Here is an 18,551-nt window from a genome sequence, read left to right as displayed (position 1 = left end):
GAGAACTGTATGCATCAATTTATACGTTTTATTGGAGTAGGTTTTTTTATTTTAATAGGTGTACTCGATTTTTCAGGTGAATCTTTTGCTCAGGCAAACACTGAAATGAAAAGTACTTTACCTGCGGGGCCTATTCAATTAGATGTAAAAATTTATTCAAGAACTATGGTTGATCCTGCGCTGGCCAAGTTACTCTTCAATACAATGTTAAATGTTGGTACAAAAGAAAGCCAAGAAGCTTTTTTGACTCAATTTGCGCAAGACACTAAAACACAGTTTATTAAATCTGTTTCAATTACACCACGGCCAGAGGTGCTTACAGCGCTGAATAAACTCTTAGTACAAGAAGGCGAGCGTTTTACTGATGAGCAAAGAATCGAAATTCGTTCAGGGTTACAATTACAAGTGCGAAATGCTACAGCCTTGTCATTTTCTGAAGGATTGACTGAAATATTGGCTGAATATGGTTTAACGCCTAATGATGTTCAAGGTGTGCTAAGGCATATTTCGCCCCAGCTTTTAGAAGCAGTTAATTCACCGCAAGTCAGTAATGAACAACTTTGGTGGAACAAAAATGTTATTTCAAAAATTAAAAAAGATTTAGAAGATACTGATCAAGAAATTAAAAAAATTGACTCAGCGATTAAACAAGCTCAGGACATCGGATTTTTGGAGCTTTATCGCTGGAGTCGAATTCAGGAGAAATTAAATAGTTGGGAAAAGTTGCGTAAACAAAGACGTGCTCTTAAGCAAAAAAAATCTAACCAAGAATATGAATTAGAACAAAGCAGTAGTTATTTAAGTAGATATATCGCGATTAAAACTGCTGAAATGAATAAACTGTTGCGCTTTAAACAACGCGTAGCTGGTGGTAATGAAGCCGCAAAATCAGAAGTCGAGAGGATAGCACTAGATATCAAGCGTGCAAAAGCTGTTTTACAAGATCAATTTAATGCAACTCAAGAAGCGTATGGGTTTTTGGCAGATGTTTCGATGAGTACAGCTGAAGTAGCTAGAACATTTTCTCAAATTAGTGAAGAAATGCAAATTGAAGGTACAAGAAAAGAATTATCCAAAGCATCAAGCCTTAAATTTCTGGCAGCACTTCAAGTAATTTCTAGAAAAACTTCAGATAGAGTGATTGCAAAAAATGTGAGCAGATACTTTGTTACAGGTAATTTAAATCCGCACACTCGTGTAGAGGATTTAGTAGTAGTTCAGCGCCCGGAAATTGGAGAGCCTGTATTGCTGGAACCTGGGCGATTAAATAAGCCCATTGCAAGTCTTGATGAAATTACAAAAATTATCTTGGGTTCTAATTATTCTGATATTGTTTTTCGTTCAATACTTCAGGCGGGTCGACAAATTGGTGGGAGTCATCAACAGGCCATTGCAATGTACAAGTACATCTTGAGTCTCAACGAATTTCATAAAAAAGAAAGTGTAGAAATTGAAGCATTAAAACGGCAGGGTAAAAAAGCCGAACAAATTGATATGAAAAAGATCGAATTATTAGATAAGCTTATTGCGAAGCATTCAAAAGAATATAAAGAATTTTATAAAAATACTCCTGGCTATGAAGATTTTGTTGAATTGGCAATTTCAAATATTATTTCTGGAATGACACATGGATTTAGAAGTCTTAGTAAAGAATCATATGAAAAATTATGGAGAGTTTTGGGAAAAGAGCCACAGTATGGTGAGAATCAAAGAACTCAATTGATAGAAGCAATCGTTCAAGTATTGGGTGGAAAGCTTGAAACAAAAGCAAAAACAGCACATGTACAGGCTCAGGCATTACCAATAGATGTTTTGCCAATACCAAGAGATGTAGTTAGAGAATCATTACAAATGACTTTTGATGTTCTAGTAACGCCGTCTAAAGAAATGAAAGATGCAATAGCTAAGTTTTCTTATGAAGCTAGAGGAAGTCAAACTCAACTTAATCAATTTCGTATCGACCTTAAAGGTCAGGAAGTATTGAAGTTGGTCGCAAATTTAGAACCAGGTCTTATCGATCGTTTTGTAAGTGGTGATAAGATAAAAAGTATCAATACTGCCATGGCAGATGATTTTCAAAAAATTGTAGATGAGTATTGGTTGGAGAAAGAAGCGACTAAAAAATCTGAAGTGTCTGTTGATATACGACGTGCAAGGGCTAGCTCTGCAAGACAAAGTGGTGATCAATCTTTTACGGGCGAAAGACGCACGACGCTTAAAACATTCATAGCTGAGTGGACAAGATATATTTTATTAAAGAAGCAAGAAATGTTTGATAAGGAAGCATACAACGCGATGATTAGACAGTCCGTTAAAGAGGGAAAACGGGTTGAATCTAATGTTGAAATTGCTGATATCAAAGATTCAGTTAGTTATGAAAATGCAACCGATATATCTAAAAAAACATTTTTACAAAATGCAAACCGTCGAGAGAATGGATATCTTGATGACGTTAGTGTGAAGCATAAAGAAGAATTTCATAGGCTTCTTGATGAAAAAATGAAAGAAATTTTTGATACATCAAAAATCAGTGCAGACCTAAAGGCTGAGCTTGGAGCAGTACTTCAATCGCGAGAGAGTGTAATGGCCCTGGCTGGTATTTCTATAGGTATTAGTGAAGCACTCATCGGGAAGAGAATGGGTCATTTGATCGGTGTTGAAAAGCCACAAATTAGACTTACTGCTCAGAATGAGCAGTTTGGTGGCGGTTTAATGCATGTGACGTTTCAAGATATTCGAGATAATAAAAAAGGTGTGAAGTATTCTGTTGTTGATGAAAATGGTGACGTAAAGACTGTGAAAGAACCAAGTCTTGCAGATCTAGAAAAAAGTAGACTTGAAAGTGAAAGAAAACGAAATCGATTGTTGCATGAGCAAAACAGAAAATCGATTGTGAATAAAGAAGCCCAAATTATAGCAAATCAATTGAAGATTGATGAATTGCAATTACAAATTAAATCACAAACAACCCCATCAATTTCGCTTGTTACTCAGTTTAATACTTTGGGAGTTCAACAAAGAAAATTGCAAGCTGAAGTAAACGCATACAAAGGAATTCAACAATTGATGAGTCCTCAACCAGAATCGCAATTTAAAAAATGTGTTGTTGGGCTGCTTGAAGTTCTTGATAAGAATATTTCTCGTATGAAAAAACGGTCAGAAGCGAAAAACATGTCGTACAAAGGAATGAGTCAGGGATATTGAAATAAGATTGTTAGTTAAATCAGTGTGGAACTGTTTGCACAAGACTCTAATTGTGGTACATGTACGCAAGTGCAAGTGCAAGTGCAAGTGCGGCAGTAGCTCAGTTGGTAGAGCATCAGCTTCCCAAGCTGAGGGTCGCGAGTTCGAGCCTCGTCTGCCGCTCCAAAGTTTATTGTCTAATACTGGCCTATCGGCTAGTTAGAAAAATTTCTTAAGCACGTTTATTAAACTTTAGTTTCGGCTTAATTCACCCGATAATCTTAATAAGATGGTGAAATATCTAACTGGATTTTTGGGTCTCACACTTGCTATCACTCTACTTTACAATGGTTGTGGTAAAGGCAGTGTTAACACAACGCAGTCTTCTAAAAAAAAACCTCTTCCTAATCGCAACCGAACAAGTACATCACCGACTCCTTCGACAACGGGCGGTGGTTGGACAACAACTGGCGGTGGGGGAACAACAACCGGCGGTGGAACCAGCGGTGGGGGAACAACAACTGGCGACAGTGGTGGACCTCCGGGACCATTACCTTGCCAAGCACCGTCGATGAATGAGTGTGGAGCTGCAGAAGGCCCTGCTGGAGTTTATGGTTGTTGCGTCGTGCAGCACTCTGATTATTTTACGAGTGCAGTTCAAAGTGCCGTTGATCAAATCCATATTGATAGACCAGATATATTCTCAGATGGTTACGTCACGAATCATGATGCCTATATGAATGGTGTAGTTCAGATTCTTCGTAACAGAGGATACTGCGCGGTCGTGGGTGGGCCTTCAGATGAAATTGGTATTAAAACTAGCAATAACATTAACGAACAATATGACATTTTAAAGGGTGAAGACATTGATGAACCCTGGGTCGGGCAAGCTGCCGTTTGCCGGCCGGCCCGTTTTTAAGTAACTCAATCCAACACTTATAGAAATTACACGAATGGGTGCACTTTCAACAGAGCACGCATGCTAAGTAGTTATAATTTCTGAAGGTTTTCAAAAAAATAATCACAACATTCAAGCACATAGCTATCTCGCATTCTTAAACTAAGTTGGCACTAGGTTTGTACTAGGTAAAATTGGGTTTTTAACGTGCAGGTACTACTGATGCGCATTTGGCAAAAAGCCATAAGGGTTACCCTAGTAATTTCCTTAGTAGTTGAGGCGGCTTTTGTGCCTCTAAATTCTGCACATGCTACTGAAATAACAGAGCCCACCTCATCTTCTAAAATCTACGGTAAACCTGATCAAGAAGCACAACTTCCAAATAATCCAAATGTTTCAGCTATTGTTTTTGAACAGTCAATTCCAGCAGATGGTTTAGCTTTAAACTCTGAAAAACTTGAACTCGTAAATGCATCAGTAATAAATGAGCAAGAAGCTAAGCAATTAGAATCACAAACACCAGATGCTATTTCGAGCGGGTTAGAATGGTCAGACAACAAAGAAGAGTTAGTAAAAGATCTGTTAGATCTCAATGTAGAAATTCACAATTTAGCTGACAAGTTAAAACGCCGCTACGGAAAAGAACGCTTAAAAGATCTTGTTAATAAAAACGAAGTTGTTATTAGGCGTAATGGATTTGGAAAAGCTGAACTCAACGCCTGTGATGGTGTGTACTTCGTTCGTGTCGTACATGATCAATCAAAAACTGCAATTTTAATTATTCCTAAAAAAACGCGCTCAAACCCATCTCAAGGTGTTGATCCTAACTCAGCACATCTTCGTCAAATCATTGCTAGACAACACATCGAAGCCAATGAAACTGGACGTAACGTTGTTAAAATGTGGTTAATTGGTGATCGCATATTAGAGACCCAATATTTACCAAAAGATGCTGCTCAGTACTGGCGTGATTACTTTTACGCAAAATGGAAAAAACCTACCACTGCTGATTTTACCATGAGTTTATTTGCAGGAGCTTTTATGCAAGGCTCACTAGCCATTGTGGCAACTGCACTTAAAGCTAATATTGATCCAGCATATGATTTTAGTTGGTACCCCGTTGTGTTGACTTCGATTTTTGGAATCGGTGTCGGAACTTTTATAAGTACATACAAAAACTGGACACGTACAGGAACTCCAACGATGCGAAAGTTTAAATCTTCAGCTGTGAGTCTCATGTTTTCTTATGCACTTGTTGTAGGTATGAATCCTCAAGGGGTGGTCGCGGGACTCGAAGGTTTTAATCCATTTCATTGGTCAGGACTTACGAAAAATCTAACTTTATTGATCAATGCGGGTGTAAGTAATCATACAAAAGATTATTGGTATCAACTTCAGCGTTTTCGAGAAGAGTTAAGAGAAAATACTAAAGATTTTAAACCAAACATTTACATTTGGAATCCAAGTAACGGGTGGCATAAAAAACAATTTGATACCGGGTGGAAACAAGCAAGCCTTGAGCATCAGATTGTCTATCTTGTTCCTTGGATGCTCAATGTATTGCAAGTCATGGGGCTTGTTGTTGGTGATGTATTTGGAATTAAAATTCCGACTTGGCATCTCATATCTGTTCCGATTGCCCAATATTTATTAGTTCGTTACTCTGACTATCTTGCTGGTAAAAAAGCGAATGACCCGCTTTCTCTCAACCGAGTAGAAGCTCGTGAGAAAGCAGATAAAATTAATAAAAAGTGGGAAGTAGGTTTATTTAAGCGAACAAAGCGTGCGGTTGGTGAATTAGGTAGTGTTGGTTCGATTAGTGAAAAATGCCACGGTTTCTTCAATGAAATAACGGGAAAGACGCAAAATGGAGTTTTGCGCCTCAACCGCTAAAATCTAATACTGCCAATGGATAAGAATATAATCTTACTGTGGATATAATCCGCGCAGTAGCATTGCTGAACTCACACGTTTCACAGCTGCGATCATTGCTGATTTTCTCATGTCTGTTTTGTGAGTAATAGATGACTCTAAAACTCCTTTAAACGTTGAGCACATGATTTCTCTGAGTCTTGAATTGATTTCTTTTTCACTCCAGAAAAAGTTCTGAAGATCTTGCACCCATTCAAAGTAGCTCACAATAACGCCCCCAGCATTTGCAAGAATATCGGGAATAACAAACACACCATTATCTGTTAATATGTGATGCGCTTCTTGAGTTACAGGGCCGTTTGCACCTTCTGCAATCATGCGTGCTTTAATTTTTTTGGCGTTTGATTCATTGATAACGCCATCAATAGCCGCAGGAACCAAAATGTCACATTTTAATTCTAATAGCGCATCATTAGAGAGATGCTCAGCATCTTTGTAGCCTTGGAGTGTTTTGTTTTTAGCGTAATATTCTTTCACAGCTGTGATGTTAAGACCTTTTTCATTATAAAGTGCGCCACTGACATCACTAACAGCCACAACACTTAAACCAAGTTCGTCGGCACAAGTTGCAGCGGCAGCGCCTACTTCTCCAAAACCTTGAACCGCTACTTTTACGTTACGATCCATTTTAATTTTAAGATGATTGCACGCCTCTTCAACGCAATAAATAACTCCACGACCGGTTGATGTATTGCGGCCTAAGCTTCCACCAATTTCAATAGGTTTACCTGTAACAACTCCGGGAACTGCATACCCTTGCTCTTGACTGTATGTATCCATGATCCAAGCCATGGTTTGAGCATCTGTTCCGATATCAGGAGCTGGAATATCTTTTTCGGGTCCGATGAAACTTGATATTTCACTTGTGTAGCGGCGAGTGAGTCTTTGTTTTTCAGAGCGTGAAAGTTTACTAGCGTTTACTCGTACGCCACCTTTTGCTCCACCAAGTGGAAGACCTGAGAGAGCGCATTTAAAAGTCATAAGCATTGCGAGAGCTGAAACTTCACTGAGATTCACACCCTCGTGATAACGGATACCACCTTTACACGGGCCAAGTGTTGAACTGTGCTGAACGCGGTAGCCTTCAAATACTTTTACAGTACCATCGTCCATACGAGTTGGAACGCTGACCATGATTGCTCTTTTGGGCTTTTTTAATCGTTCCAAAATATTGGGGTCTAGTTTCATGAGTTGAGCTGCATCTATAAGTTGAGACAATGTGTTCTTGTAAAGGTGACCTTCGAGAATTGCGTCCATTTATGACTCCTGGCTAATGATACTGAACCTATGGTTTTAACGTGAGTTCCATTCTGGTTTCTGCAAATTCACATTGCAAGGTTTTTCTCCTGCGATTTAAAGTAAGGATATGGGATTTACATATAATCAGATTGATAATGCCAACTGCCAGTTTGAAGCTGTGCCAGCTGGAGATGACAGTGGTGATTTTTTGCTCTGCATTCAAAAAGCTTTGCAGGCAGTTTGTCTTAATATAATAGTCGATGTTAGCACCAGGCCAGCGGCTCTGGGTGCGGTTCTCCCGCATATGATGAAACTTCAAAAAGTGCTCATTGGTCAAAGTAAAGCTGTGACAATTAAAGGTTTGCCTGTGGCAATTGAAAATGATTTTTTAAAACAGCTCACAGATTTAGGTTTTAAGATCATACCAACTTCCAACAGTAATGGGGCTCCTTCTACTGTGGTTACCCAAGATCTTGTGGCGCAAAGCGTTATAGATGCGAGTGCTAGAAGTGCTCCGTCAGTGCCTGCGAGTCTACCTTCTGCGAGTGAAATGGAAAGTCGATTGCGAGATATCCGCGGTCGATTGGCTGAAATGCTCAGGCGTAAACGCTTTTTGGATAATGAGAAAAAGACGTATACAGAACGATTGAAATCAATTTCTAAAGGACTTGATATAGATGAGATGAGTAAAGATAGTGTTCAGCAAATTTCTCAAATGGAAGCTTTATTAGTTAAAATGAAAGAAGAAAAAACGCTTTTACTTAAGCGCGTTGATGAAACGGCATTAGAAAAAAAGAATGCTGAAGAGAAAAATAAAAAAGAAATGGTTGATATGCAAGCGGCTCATAAAAAAAAGAAAGAGACCTCAGAAAAGAAATTGGCTGAAGTTTTAAAGAAAAAAGAAAAAATTCAAAGTGATAATAAGAGAAAAGCAGAACTACGTACGCAACAAATTGCAGCTCTCAAAAAACAATTAAACCCACCGGGTACTTAAATTGTCAAAAATCTGTATAGCACGAGTTGATCGCATTGGTGATCTCATCTTAACGCTGCCTTGCCAAACTGTTTGGCAAACGAGTCGGCCAGAAGACAAGATCATTTGGCTCGTAAATGAAAATCTAAAATTTGTTATGACGCAAGTTTCACCCTCTGTTAATGCACTTTATGTAACAACACCCCGTGGATTCATTGCTCGAGTAATAAATGGGTTAAAGCTCTTAAGGCAATTACGAGAAGAAAATATTGATGAAGTTATCGCGGTGCATGTTCCGTGGTGGATTGCGTTTGCCTTTTATTTTGCAGGTATCAAGCGACGAACGGGAGTCGCATCGCAGTGGTATTCGTGGATATTTTTTAATCGGAGATTGCGCCAAAAAAGAAGCCAAGCTGTAAAACATGAATCCCAATATAATTTAGATTTAATTAAATTTGCCCTGGGTAATTCAGACACTCAAGTTTTGCCTGCAACAATATTGCATCCATTAGAAAAATATGTCCAAAAATGGACAGAAAAATTTATCTCAAGTGGTCTTGATCTAAAGCGTATGGTGGTCATTCATCCCGGTATGGCTGGTAGTGCGCGCAATTGGCCTGCAATCCGATACAGAGAATTAACGGCAATGTTTTTAGCGCAAAAAGTGAGTGTTGTTGTAACTGGAGGCTTGGTCGATAAAGTTTTTTTGAAGCAAACAGACATTGAAAATCTTCGAGGTGTTTATAGTGTTGTGGGTAAAACTGATGGCCATGATCTTTTAGCCATTTTGAGTTTAGCTCGTTGTGTAGTTGCTCCGAGTACGGGTGTTGCTCATTTAGCAGCGTCTGTTGGAGTGCCAGTTGCGGGTATTTATAGCCCGGTGAAGGTTCAAGCTCCAATTCGTTGGGCCCCTAGAGGGCGACAAGTAGAAATATTTGTACCCCAAGTAAACTGCCCAGGCGTAAGAGCTTGCTTGGGCCCGGTTTGTAAATACTATGATTGTATGTCTGAAATTCCGGTAGACTCTGTTGCAACCTATGTTATGGATAAATTATGACAGCCAATATTGAAAAACTCACAGGTCTTGTTGATCAACTTAAAAATCGTAAAATTCTCATCATCGGTGATGTTGGCCTTGATGAATACGTCATCGGCACGGTGAGGCGTATTAGCCCGGAAGCTCCTGTACCTATCGTTGAAGTTCAAGAAGAAGATAAGAGATTGGGTTTATCAGGCAACGTCGCCGCAAATGTTGCAAGCTTAGGTGGTAACCCATTACTTTTAGGAATTGTTGGAGATGACGGAGCGGCTGAAATATTTAGGCAGCAATTAAAACGTGATAAATGTTCTAGTGATTATTTAGTGGTCGACGAGAGTCGTCCGACTACACGCAAATTAAGAGTGATGGCTGGTCAGCATCATGTGGTACGCGTTGATTTCGAACGTAAAAAGTTTTTATCACCTGAAATGGAAGAAAAACTTTTATCCCAAGTAAAAAAACTCATTCCTCAATGTGATGGCGTAATATTAGAAGATTATGCCAAGGGCATGCTGACAGCGCGTGTGATTCAAGAAGTGATTAAGATCGCTCATGAACATAAAAAAATTGTCACACTTGACCCCCATCACACAACTCCTATTGATCTCTACAAGGGTGTTGATTACATGACACCTAATACAAGCGAAGCTTTAGCCCTTTCAGAACTCAAAATAGATGATTTACGAAGCCCGTCAGATACTTTACATGAGGTCGGTGAGGCTTTACTCAAGCGCACTCAGGCGCGTGCAGTAGTTGTGACTCGTGGAAAAGATGGGATGAGTATTTTTTCAAAACTTGGTCCAGCTCAAGGGCAACATATTCCCACATTTGCGCAATCAGTTTTTGATGTTACAGGTGCAGGGGATACAGTTATTGCCACACTCACATTGGCATTAACAGCAGGTATTGGTCTTGAAGATGCGTGTTTACTTTCAAACTATGCCGCGGGTGTTGTTGTCGGAAAGATCGGCTGTGTATCGGCTGAGCCTACTGAACTCAAAACTTATATTCGTGAGCATAAAATCTAGACAAATTTTATATTAACTTGGCGAAGTGAAAGTGAAATGTCGTTTTTTGCTAATGGCTTTGTTTTTTGAGACTTAAAATATAAACAACCACGGCCCGCCTGTCTTCTTCTGGAAGTTGTCTCCAAGAAGGCATGGGCGTGTCTTTGATCCATGGCCGAAATGACCAAAAACCTGGCGACATCATAGAAAATGCACAGACGCCAAATCTTCATGAAAAGAAAATAGCGGCCTAAGCCATACAAATTAACGCTAGAGGCTCTCAGGTGCCATTTAAATTGTTTTAAGGGCGGCATAACGCCTTGAAACCACTCGCTGTTTGCTAGGTTTTGTGGTAGTTTGTGCGTTCATTTTATGAAGAATTTTTATGATCATACACAATCAGAATTAGAATCTTATTTGACCGGGAACGGCAAAGAGAAGTTTCGTGCTCAACAACTTTTTCGTTGGATTTATCAACGTAAAACTACTGACCCCGAACAGATGACAAATCTTGCCAAAGATTTTCGCAGTGATCTCAAAAATCTATTTGAATTCAAACTTCCAATCGTTCGCCATCAAGCTGATAGCGTTGACGGCACACGAAAATTTTTGATGGAAGTTGAAGGCGGCAAAAATATTGAAGCCGTATTGATTCCAGGCAATGCTGATCGCCTCACACTTTGTGTTTCGAGTGAAGTGGGTTGTGCAATGGGATGTAAATTTTGTTTCACCTCTAAAATGGGACTCATGCGCAGACTAACAGTTTCTGAAATCGTCGGCCAATTTGTCATCGCAGCGAATAGTCTTACAGATGGTCGTCGTATCACCAATATTGTTTTTATGGGAATGGGTGAGCCCCTTGATAACGTTGATAACGTTTCAAAAGCCATTGAAGTTCTTCATAATCAACACGGTATCGGTTTTGCTTTAAGAAAAATTACTATCTCAACAAGTGGGCTTGCGCCACTGATCAAGCGGGTGGCTCAATCTGGTGTGCGTTTGGCGATTAGTCTTAATGCAACAACAAATGAAATTCGTGATCGCATTATGCCAATTAATAAAAAGTATCCATTAGAAGAACTCTTAGCTGCTTGCAAAGAATACACTGATGATACAAATGAAATGATTACCTTTGAATATGTTTTGCTCAAAGGTGTGAATGACACACGTGATGATGCTCATCGAATTGCAAAACTCACAAAAAATATTCCAAGTAAAATCAATCTCATCCCGTTTAATGAACATCCTGACTCCGGTTTCTTGCGCCCTGTCAGTAATGATGTAGCTGAGTTTCAAAAAATATTGATGAAGTTGGGTAAACATGTTCTTGTACGTCGAACCATGGGGCGCGATATTTACGCGGCCTGTGGGCAATTACGTTCTGAGATGGAAAAACATCCAGAACAAATGGCAATAAACTAACATTTTTTGGAGGCATCTTGGGTCGCATTCTGGTCGTTGGTAGTCTTGCGTATGACAGTGTTAAAACTCCTACAGGTAAAGTTGACGGAGCCCTTGGTGGAAGTGCCAATTATTTTGGGCTGAGTGCATCTTTATTTGCTCCTGTGAATGTTGTTGGGGTTGTTGGCGAAGATTACAAAGAATCAGATGCAAAACTTCTCACAAGTCGAGGTGTTGACATTCAGGGCATTGAGCGTGTTCCTGGAAAAACATTTCATTGGGCTGGTGAATATAGCGGTGATCTTAATGAAGCTAAAACTTTAAAAACCGAATTAAATGTTTTTGAACATTTTCATCCAAAACTTCCAAAACAATACCAAGATTGCGAATATGTTTTTTTGGCAAACATTGATCCTGTGCTTCAAGCTGAAGTGCTTGAGCAAGTAAAATCTCCAAAAGTAGTTGCTGCAGACACAATGAATTTTTGGATCCAAAGTAAACTTTCAGATCTTAAAAAAATATTACAACGATTAGATGTACTACTGATCAATGAAGGCGAAGCTAAACAATTAACAGGTGCCTCAAACGCAGTGTCTGCAGCTGAAAAGATCGTCGATTTAGGCCCTAAGACAGTTGTGATTAAACGTGGTGAATACGGATTTTTACTTTACGTTCAAGGTCAGTACTACGCACTTCCCGCATTTCCCATTAAACAAGTTGTTGACCCGACAGGTGCTGGAGATACTTTTGCTGGTGGTTTTATGGGATACTTAGCAAAAAATGATTTCGCAGCTGATGCGTTTGCAGTTAAAAAAGCTGCAATGTATGGAACTCTTTTAGCGAGTTTTACCGTACAAGATTTCAGTGTTGGAGCCCTTAAAGACTTGACCATGGACCAGGTAGAGAAGCGCCACCTTCAATATCGTGAGATTGTTTCAATAAACGCATAAGACTTTTGTCGCAATTTGCATGCAAAAACTTTGAAAAACCTCAATCCTCTACAACCCTTACCGTAATTTCCCGATAAGCATACTGAATGAGTTCAACTAAAAAGACTGACCTCGCTCAAGAGCTTGTAGAATTCTTGCTCAAAGAGGGTGGAGAAAATCCGAAGGAAACGCCGATCGTAGAGGATAAAACTGTACGGTCACCGGCGGAGTTTTCTTTAAATTTAGTTGATGGCGATACACCTGCCGGGGCTCATCAGACAAGTCCAACTCCAAAAGACACGCCCCAAACTATTCGGCCCAGTTCTAGTGGTAAAACAGATTATAAATTTAGTGATACAAATCTTCAACCTCCCGGATCATCAGGCCCGGATCGTGCTCAAGCAATTTTAAATGAAGTGAGTGCCCTTGTTGGTGGTGCTGAGGCCATCCGCGTAGCACAAGCTCGAATATTAATTCTTGAAAGAGAACGCGATAATCTTCGTGATGAAACTGAAAAATTACTTTCATCAAGCGAATCACTTCAGCGCCGCGTTGCTGAAATGAAAGCGCAACAAGAGATAAATGAGCGCAAACACAAAGAGCGAATTGAAATTTTAGAAGAAGAAAAAATAGTATTTAAGGGCCGTCTTTCTGCGCGTGAGTCAGAACTTGGCGATTATAAAAGACAAGTTGATGAGCTTCAGGTGCGATTCCAAAATGATTTACGCAAAGTTCGTGTGAGAGAAAGAGAATTAGAGAATCGTCAAGAACTTCTCAAAGCAGAAAGTGTTACATTGCTACAGTCAAAAGATGAAATGATTCTTCATATGAAGCGTCAGCTTGAGCAATTGCATTTTGAGCTGGATAATTTTAGAGCTAAATCAGCTGATATGAATGCGAAGCTTAATGAATTCTATGATCGCAATCATCGTACTGTAAAAGCGATTCGTATAGCGTTAAGTGTTTTAGAGACTGGGGATGCGGTAGAGGATAAGAAAAAAGCGGTGGGCTCATGACAAAAGGGCGAATTCTCTTTTTCGATGATGAACCGCAGACAAGTCGCAGACTCAAAGCTGTATTAGAAAAAGCTGGGTATGTTATTTGTTCACCCAAAACGCCCGAAGAAGCCTTTCACGAGATTAATATCAACAATGCCGAATTACTTATCCACACTGCACATCGCACAAAAACATTTTGGGATGTTTGTAATGCCATCTATGCAAAAGATCCAGATTTTCCAAGTGTGCATTTTGCAACGGGTGCAGAGTCAGAAGATTTTCATGACAATCATAAAGGCCCTTTTCATGCAAAGATGATGCATCTTGTGCCTGAAAAACAATTTCTAAGACGTGTAGGTAAATTGTTATTTATGAGCCGCCTCCATCGTGAGAACATTGCGCTCAAAAAATCACTTCTGATTCATAAAAATCTGGATGTACTTTTTGATTCATTAGACCCTGCACATTTGCAGCATCAAGTTGTAAAGTTTTTTGCTACTGAATTTAAATCAAAAAATGCATTCTTTTTACAGCCCGGGAGTTATGGTTTTTATCTTCAAGAAATGTGGAAGGTATCATCTTTATCTAGCTCTGAAGATGATCGTCAAGTAACCAAACATAAAGTTATTTCTTCTGAACCTTGTACTGATCAAGAATTTAGTACACTTTTAAATCAAATGACCCCTTTCTTGCCTTCAGGTTGGGAGTTGCGAAAAACCCGCACATACTTGGAGGGTCAGGGTGATGTAAAACCATTTTGTCTCATTCCATTAACGGGGCATCGCTCAAATAGAATACTGGGTTATATATTAATGCTTGAGCCTGCAAATTATGGTGAAACGGCATTAGAAACAACAATGCCTCACGTGATGCATGTTCTTGGAAGGCATTTCGAGCACGTCATGAATTTTGCTGATGCAAAAAGTATGAGCTATATTGACGATCTCACAGATCTTTATAATCAACGTTATCTTAAGATGGTGCTTGATAAAGAAATTCAACGTTGCAAGCGTACAAATAATTGTTTCTCTGTTTTATTTATGGATATCGATCATTTCAAACGCGTAAATGATACACGAGGGCATCTTATTGGTAGCAGTGTCTTAGTAGAGTTATCGAAAATAATTCATAACAACATACGAACAGTTGATTATGGATTTCGCTATGGTGGAGATGAGTTCATGACAATACTCATTGGTACCAATAGTGAACAAGCACTCATTGTTGCTGAAAGAATCAGAAAAGACGTGGAAACTCATACCTTTGATGTAAATGGTGTGCAGGTACAAGTGACACTGAGTATCGGTATAGCGACATACCCTGATCACGCTCAAACTAAAGAACAAATCATTGAAATCGCAGATAGAGCAATGTATCGCGGTAAAAATAAATCACGAAACGTAGTCTTCGTCGCAAGTTAGCTATGAGAAAAATAAAACTAGTTGTCAGCGATTTTCATCTTGGCAAAGGGCACATCATGCCAGATGGCTCGCTCAATATTCTTGAAGAATTTTATTACGATGATAAATTCGCAGAATTTCTCGATTACCATTCTACTGGTGAATTTTCTGAAGATGATGTTGAGATTATCATCAACGGCGACTTTTTAAATCTTATACAAACTGATTATAAAGGTCATCATACTACAGTCATCACTGAGTCAATTGATCTGTATAAAGTGAAATCCATCGTTGAAGGTCATAGAAGCGTTTTTGAATCACTCAAGCGGTTTGCATCCAGAACACATAAACGTATTACCTATGTAGTGGGGAACCATGATCAAGGTATGTTGTGGCAAAAAACTCGTGATTATCTTGATGAGGCTTGTGGCACGCGTATTAATTTTAAAAACATCGTATATTTTTTTGATGGAGTTCATATTGAGCACGGACATCAACATGAGGCCGCTAATCGTATAAATCCTAAAAAGTTTTTCTTAAAGCGCGATTTACCTGAACCAATTTTAAATCTTCCATGGGCTTCTTATTTTTTCATTAACTTTGTTTTAAAAGTGAAGCAAGAAATGCCCCATGTAGATAAAGTACGTCCCTTTCATACGTTCATCCGCTGGGGGATTATTAACGAATTTACTTTTACGGTACGTACTGTAGTTAGATTAATCTGGCATCTTATTACAACTGGGCTTGGCAGAAATCGTAAGCGTGAATTTTCCCTTAAAACTCATCTGCAAATTGCTAAGGAAAGTGCAGTTTATCCGGATCTAGAAATGTCTGCTCGAAAAATACTCATTGATGATCGTGTTCACACGGTTATTTTTGGACACACCCATGTATATATGTACCGCCAGTGGGGGAGCAATAAGGAGTATCTAAATACAGGCACATGGACGGAATTAACAAGTTTAGACATCGCAAGCCTTGGAAAAATAACAAAATTGACATATGTCCTTATTGAATATCCTATTGAGGGTGGACGGCCCCGAGCGCGGTTAAAAGAGTGGCGGGGCCACTACCGTGTTGAAGTAGACGTCGCTATTTAATGGAGTCATGAGAGATGTGGTTTAATAATGAGCATGAAATGCTGGCAGAGACTGTACGCGCATTTGCTTTAAAAGAAATTGCGCCAGGAGCAGCTGATCGTGATGAAAATGAAACTTTTGATCGAAGTCTTTTTAATAAACTTGGCGAACTTGGTGTTTTGGGTATCACAGTCGGCGATCAATATGGTGGTGCAGCAATGGACACTGTTGCTGCAACAATTGTGATAGAAGAGATTGGAGCTGTATGTGCTTCAACAGCACTTTCGTATTTAGCTCACTCAATACTTGCAGTTCACAATCTTCATGCAAATGGAAACGATCTACAAAAAAAGAAATACCTACCTAAACTTTGCAGTGGCGAGTGGATCGGTGGAATGGGTATGAGTGAACCGGGCGCGGGGAGTGATGCACTTGGTATGCAAACTAAAGCCGAACGCAAAGGTGATAAATATATTTTGAATGGTACCAAAATGTGGATCACTAATGGTTCTATAGGTGATTTCTTTTTGATTTACGCTAAAACGGGTCCACAAAAACGCGACATTAGTACTTTTCTTATTGAAAAAACATTTAAGGGTTTCAGCGTTGGAAAAAAGCTTCATAAGTTAGGCATGCGCGGTAGCCCAACTACAGAATTAGTATTTCAAAATTGTGAAGTGCCTGTTGAGAATCTTGTTGGAGAAGTTGGCGGCAGTGTTAAGCATATGATGCGTAACTTAAATATAGAGCGTGTCACTATTGCAGGTATTAGTAATGGTTGTGCGCGCGCAGCAATGGAGTATTCAAATAAATACGCCACTGAGAGAAAACAATTTGACGCGCCGATCGGTAGTTTTCAAATGATCCAAAAAATGATTGCTGATAATTTTTCGAATTACCGCGCCAGTCGCGCCTTGACATTTGAATGTGCAAAACTTATCGATGATGGCAAGGATACCGGTCGCATGGCTGCAGCTTGCAAAGTATTTGCTGCTGAAATGGCAACGACTGTTGGAATGAATGCGATTCAAATATTAGGTGGGTATGGTTATACCAAAGAGTATCCTGTTGAGCGTTATATGCGCGATGCAAAGTTAATGGAAATTGGCGCTGGAAGCAGTGAGATCATGAGGCTTATCATTGCTCGAGAATTACTTAAAGACATTGACCCTAACCACGAGTGGTAGTGAAAAATGAGTGCACCCTATATCTGGCTTGAAAGTTCATTAGAAACCCCAAGAACAACTGATTTTTTGTTAGAAAAAGTTGAACAGGTTTTAAAAAAATCTGACCTTAAAGAGACTTCTATGGGTTGGGTACGCTTACCAGAAGAAAAGAAAATCTTAAGAGAAGTTCAAACTTGGTATAAAAAAGTTAAAAAAAATCAAACTACTCTTTGTGTTCTAGGAATCGGAGGCAGTTGTTTAGGTGCAAAAGCTGTTTATGATTTTTTACAACCTAAGAAAACAGTACTTTTTTTCGATAATATTGATGGTTATTCGTTTGAACATCGACTGGGGCAATTAGATTTAAAGAAAACACATTTTTTAGCTATTTCTAAAAGTGGAGAAACTTCAGAAACTCTATTTCAACTTGCACATATTCTTGAAATGATAGCTGCGAAAAAAATAAAAATTAAAGATCACATTACTGTTATTACCGAAGATAAACCCAGCACTCTTAAAATGATTGCCGCTGATCTTAATTTGCCAAGTCTATCAGTCCCACTTGATGTGGGCGGCCGCTTTTCAGTTTTATCTGCTGTGGGTTTAGCTCCACTTCTATGGGCTGGAGTCGATGTTAAAAAAATGCTTAAAGGGGCGAGTTGGGTAAAGGGTGAGAAATTATTAATTGCTCGATTGTGTGATTTTTATCTCAGTTCGTTTCGGCGTGAAGAATGGATTAGTATTTTTTGGTCATATGTCGACGGACTCAAAACATTTGGTCTTTGGCTCGAGCAATTATGGGCCGAAAGTCTTGCTAAAGCAAAAACACGCGACGGTGGAGTTGCCCCTAGAGCAAGTACTCCGCTCACTTGTATTGGTGCAACTGACCAACATTCACTTTTACAACAATTTACAGAAGGGGCTCGCGATAAGAGCTTTATGTTTTTGCGCTGCAAAGAAAGTGAAACTTCTCGTAAAATTAAAAAAATCATCAGTTCAAAACTATTTTTGGCAAAAAACAAAAGTGTTGGTGAACTTTTGGGTATCGAAGCTACGGCGACGCAAAAAATTCTCAATGACCTTAATCTCTCAACGATACGTCTAGTTTTTAAAAAGCATGATGCCAAGACTATGGGCGCACTTATTTTTATATTTGAACTGCTGGTTGCGACACTGGGCGAATGTCTCAATGTAAATGCACATGATCAACCCGGCGTTGAGGCTGTGAAACGTGTTACATTGGGAACACTTGGTGATACGCGTTACAAAGACCAAAGCTTGAATAAGAGTTAATGCACATCTATACT

14 protein-coding genes and 1 tRNA gene are annotated in these 18,551 nt (G+C 39.3%); 14 read left to right on the top strand and 1 reads right to left on the bottom strand.

Annotation, left to right across the window (positions count from 1 at the left end; genetic code table 11):
* The first annotated feature begins 9 nt into the window (after positions 1–9).
* The 4 genes from SGI74_05650 to SGI74_05635 all read left to right on the top strand — a co-directional run bounded on the left by SGI74_05650 (position 10) and on the right by SGI74_05635 (position 5,974).
* Positions 10–3,204: a hypothetical protein gene (locus SGI74_05650; GenBank protein MDZ4676977.1), complete on the top strand. Its 3,195-nt coding sequence runs from the start codon at positions 10–12 to the stop codon at positions 3,202–3,204.
* A gap of 89 nt (positions 3,205–3,293) precedes the next feature.
* Positions 3,294–3,369 (top strand) — tRNA-Gly (locus tag SGI74_05645).
* Positions 3,370–3,475: 106 nt separating this feature from the next.
* A complete protein-coding gene (locus tag SGI74_05640) occupies positions 3,476–4,102 on the top strand; it encodes a hypothetical protein (GenBank protein ID MDZ4676976.1) in 627 nt (208 codons plus the stop codon).
* 267 nt (positions 4,103–4,369) lie between these two features.
* Positions 4,370–5,974 (top strand): hypothetical protein, encoded by a 1,605-nt coding sequence (locus tag SGI74_05635; protein ID MDZ4676975.1) that lies wholly within the window; start codon positions 4,370–4,372, stop codon positions 5,972–5,974.
* A gap of 33 nt (positions 5,975–6,007) precedes the next feature.
* Here the strand turns inward: SGI74_05635 and SGI74_05630 are convergent, their stop codons facing one another.
* Entirely contained in the window at positions 6,008–7,270 is a 1,263-nt protein-coding gene (locus tag SGI74_05630) for a Glu/Leu/Phe/Val dehydrogenase (GenBank protein MDZ4676974.1), read from the bottom strand.
* A gap of 109 nt (positions 7,271–7,379) precedes the next feature.
* Between SGI74_05630 and SGI74_05625 the strand changes: the two genes are divergently transcribed.
* The 10 genes from SGI74_05625 to SGI74_05580 all read left to right on the top strand — a co-directional run bounded on the left by SGI74_05625 (position 7,380) and on the right by SGI74_05580 (position 18,537).
* Positions 7,380–8,246, top strand: a complete 867-nt coding sequence (locus SGI74_05625) for a hypothetical protein (GenBank protein MDZ4676973.1) — start codon at positions 7,380–7,382, stop codon at positions 8,244–8,246.
* Between the two features lies 1 nt (position 8,247).
* Positions 8,248–9,282 (top strand): glycosyltransferase family 9 protein, encoded by a 1,035-nt coding sequence (locus SGI74_05620; GenBank protein MDZ4676972.1) that lies wholly within the window; start codon positions 8,248–8,250, stop codon positions 9,280–9,282.
* Positions 9,279–10,292, top strand: coding sequence for a D-glycero-beta-D-manno-heptose-7-phosphate kinase (gene rfaE1, locus SGI74_05615; GenBank protein MDZ4676971.1), 1,014 nt, complete (start codon positions 9,279–9,281; stop codon positions 10,290–10,292). The genes SGI74_05620 and rfaE1 overlap by 4 nt, the downstream gene beginning before the upstream one ends.
* 351 nt (positions 10,293–10,643) lie before the next feature.
* Complete coding sequence (rlmN, locus tag SGI74_05610; GenBank protein ID MDZ4676970.1) at positions 10,644–11,693, top strand: 23S rRNA (adenine(2503)-C(2))-methyltransferase RlmN; 1,050 nt, start codon at positions 10,644–10,646, stop codon at positions 11,691–11,693.
* Positions 11,694–11,710: 17 nt separating this feature from the next.
* Positions 11,711–12,622, top strand: a complete 912-nt coding sequence (locus tag SGI74_05605) for a PfkB family carbohydrate kinase (GenBank protein MDZ4676969.1) — start codon at positions 11,711–11,713, stop codon at positions 12,620–12,622.
* A gap of 86 nt (positions 12,623–12,708) precedes the next feature.
* Positions 12,709–13,617, top strand: coding sequence for a hypothetical protein (locus SGI74_05600; GenBank protein MDZ4676968.1), 909 nt, complete (start codon positions 12,709–12,711; stop codon positions 13,615–13,617).
* Positions 13,614–15,020, top strand: a complete 1,407-nt coding sequence (locus tag SGI74_05595) for a GGDEF domain-containing protein (protein ID MDZ4676967.1) — start codon at positions 13,614–13,616, stop codon at positions 15,018–15,020. Before SGI74_05600 ends, SGI74_05595 begins: the two co-directional genes overlap by 4 nt.
* A gap of 2 nt (positions 15,021–15,022) precedes the next feature.
* Positions 15,023–16,099, top strand: coding sequence for a metallophosphoesterase (locus SGI74_05590; protein MDZ4676966.1), 1,077 nt, complete (start codon positions 15,023–15,025; stop codon positions 16,097–16,099).
* Positions 16,100–16,113: 14 nt separating this feature from the next.
* Positions 16,114–17,265, top strand: coding sequence for an acyl-CoA dehydrogenase family protein (locus tag SGI74_05585; GenBank protein MDZ4676965.1), 1,152 nt, complete (start codon positions 16,114–16,116; stop codon positions 17,263–17,265).
* A 6-nt stretch (positions 17,266–17,271) separates the two neighbouring features.
* Positions 17,272–18,537, top strand: a complete 1,266-nt coding sequence (locus SGI74_05580) for a hypothetical protein (protein MDZ4676964.1) — start codon at positions 17,272–17,274, stop codon at positions 18,535–18,537.
* The last annotated feature ends 14 nt before the right edge of the window (positions 18,538–18,551 follow it).

The sequence above is a fragment of the Oligoflexia bacterium genome, from assembly GCA_034439615.1.
Classification (GTDB): domain Bacteria; phylum Bdellovibrionota; class Bdellovibrionia; order JABDDW01; family JABDDW01; genus JAWXAT01.
The sequence above is the reverse complement of the archived record's forward strand: the minus strand, read 5'-3'. Positions and strand labels throughout refer to the sequence as shown.

Coding starts and splice junctions, on each gene's coding strand:
- SGI74_05650 (MDZ4676977.1), top strand. CDS start 10: ATGCATCAATTTATACGTTTTATTGGAGTAGGTTTTTTTATTTTAATA.
- SGI74_05630 (MDZ4676974.1), bottom strand. CDS start 7,270: ATGGACGCAATTCTCGAAGGTCACCTTTACAAGAACACATTGTCTCAA.
- SGI74_05625 (MDZ4676973.1), top strand. CDS start 7,380: ATGGGATTTACATATAATCAGATTGATAATGCCAACTGCCAGTTTGAA.
- rfaE1 (MDZ4676971.1), top strand. CDS start 9,279: ATGACAGCCAATATTGAAAAACTCACAGGTCTTGTTGATCAACTTAAA.
- rlmN (MDZ4676970.1), top strand. CDS start 10,644: ATGAAGAATTTTTATGATCATACACAATCAGAATTAGAATCTTATTTG.
- SGI74_05600 (MDZ4676968.1), top strand. CDS start 12,709: ATGAGTTCAACTAAAAAGACTGACCTCGCTCAAGAGCTTGTAGAATTC.
- SGI74_05595 (MDZ4676967.1), top strand. CDS start 13,614: ATGACAAAAGGGCGAATTCTCTTTTTCGATGATGAACCGCAGACAAGT.
- SGI74_05590 (MDZ4676966.1), top strand. CDS start 15,023: ATGAGAAAAATAAAACTAGTTGTCAGCGATTTTCATCTTGGCAAAGGG.
- SGI74_05585 (MDZ4676965.1), top strand. CDS start 16,114: ATGTGGTTTAATAATGAGCATGAAATGCTGGCAGAGACTGTACGCGCA.
- SGI74_05580 (MDZ4676964.1), top strand. CDS start 17,272: ATGAGTGCACCCTATATCTGGCTTGAAAGTTCATTAGAAACCCCAAGA.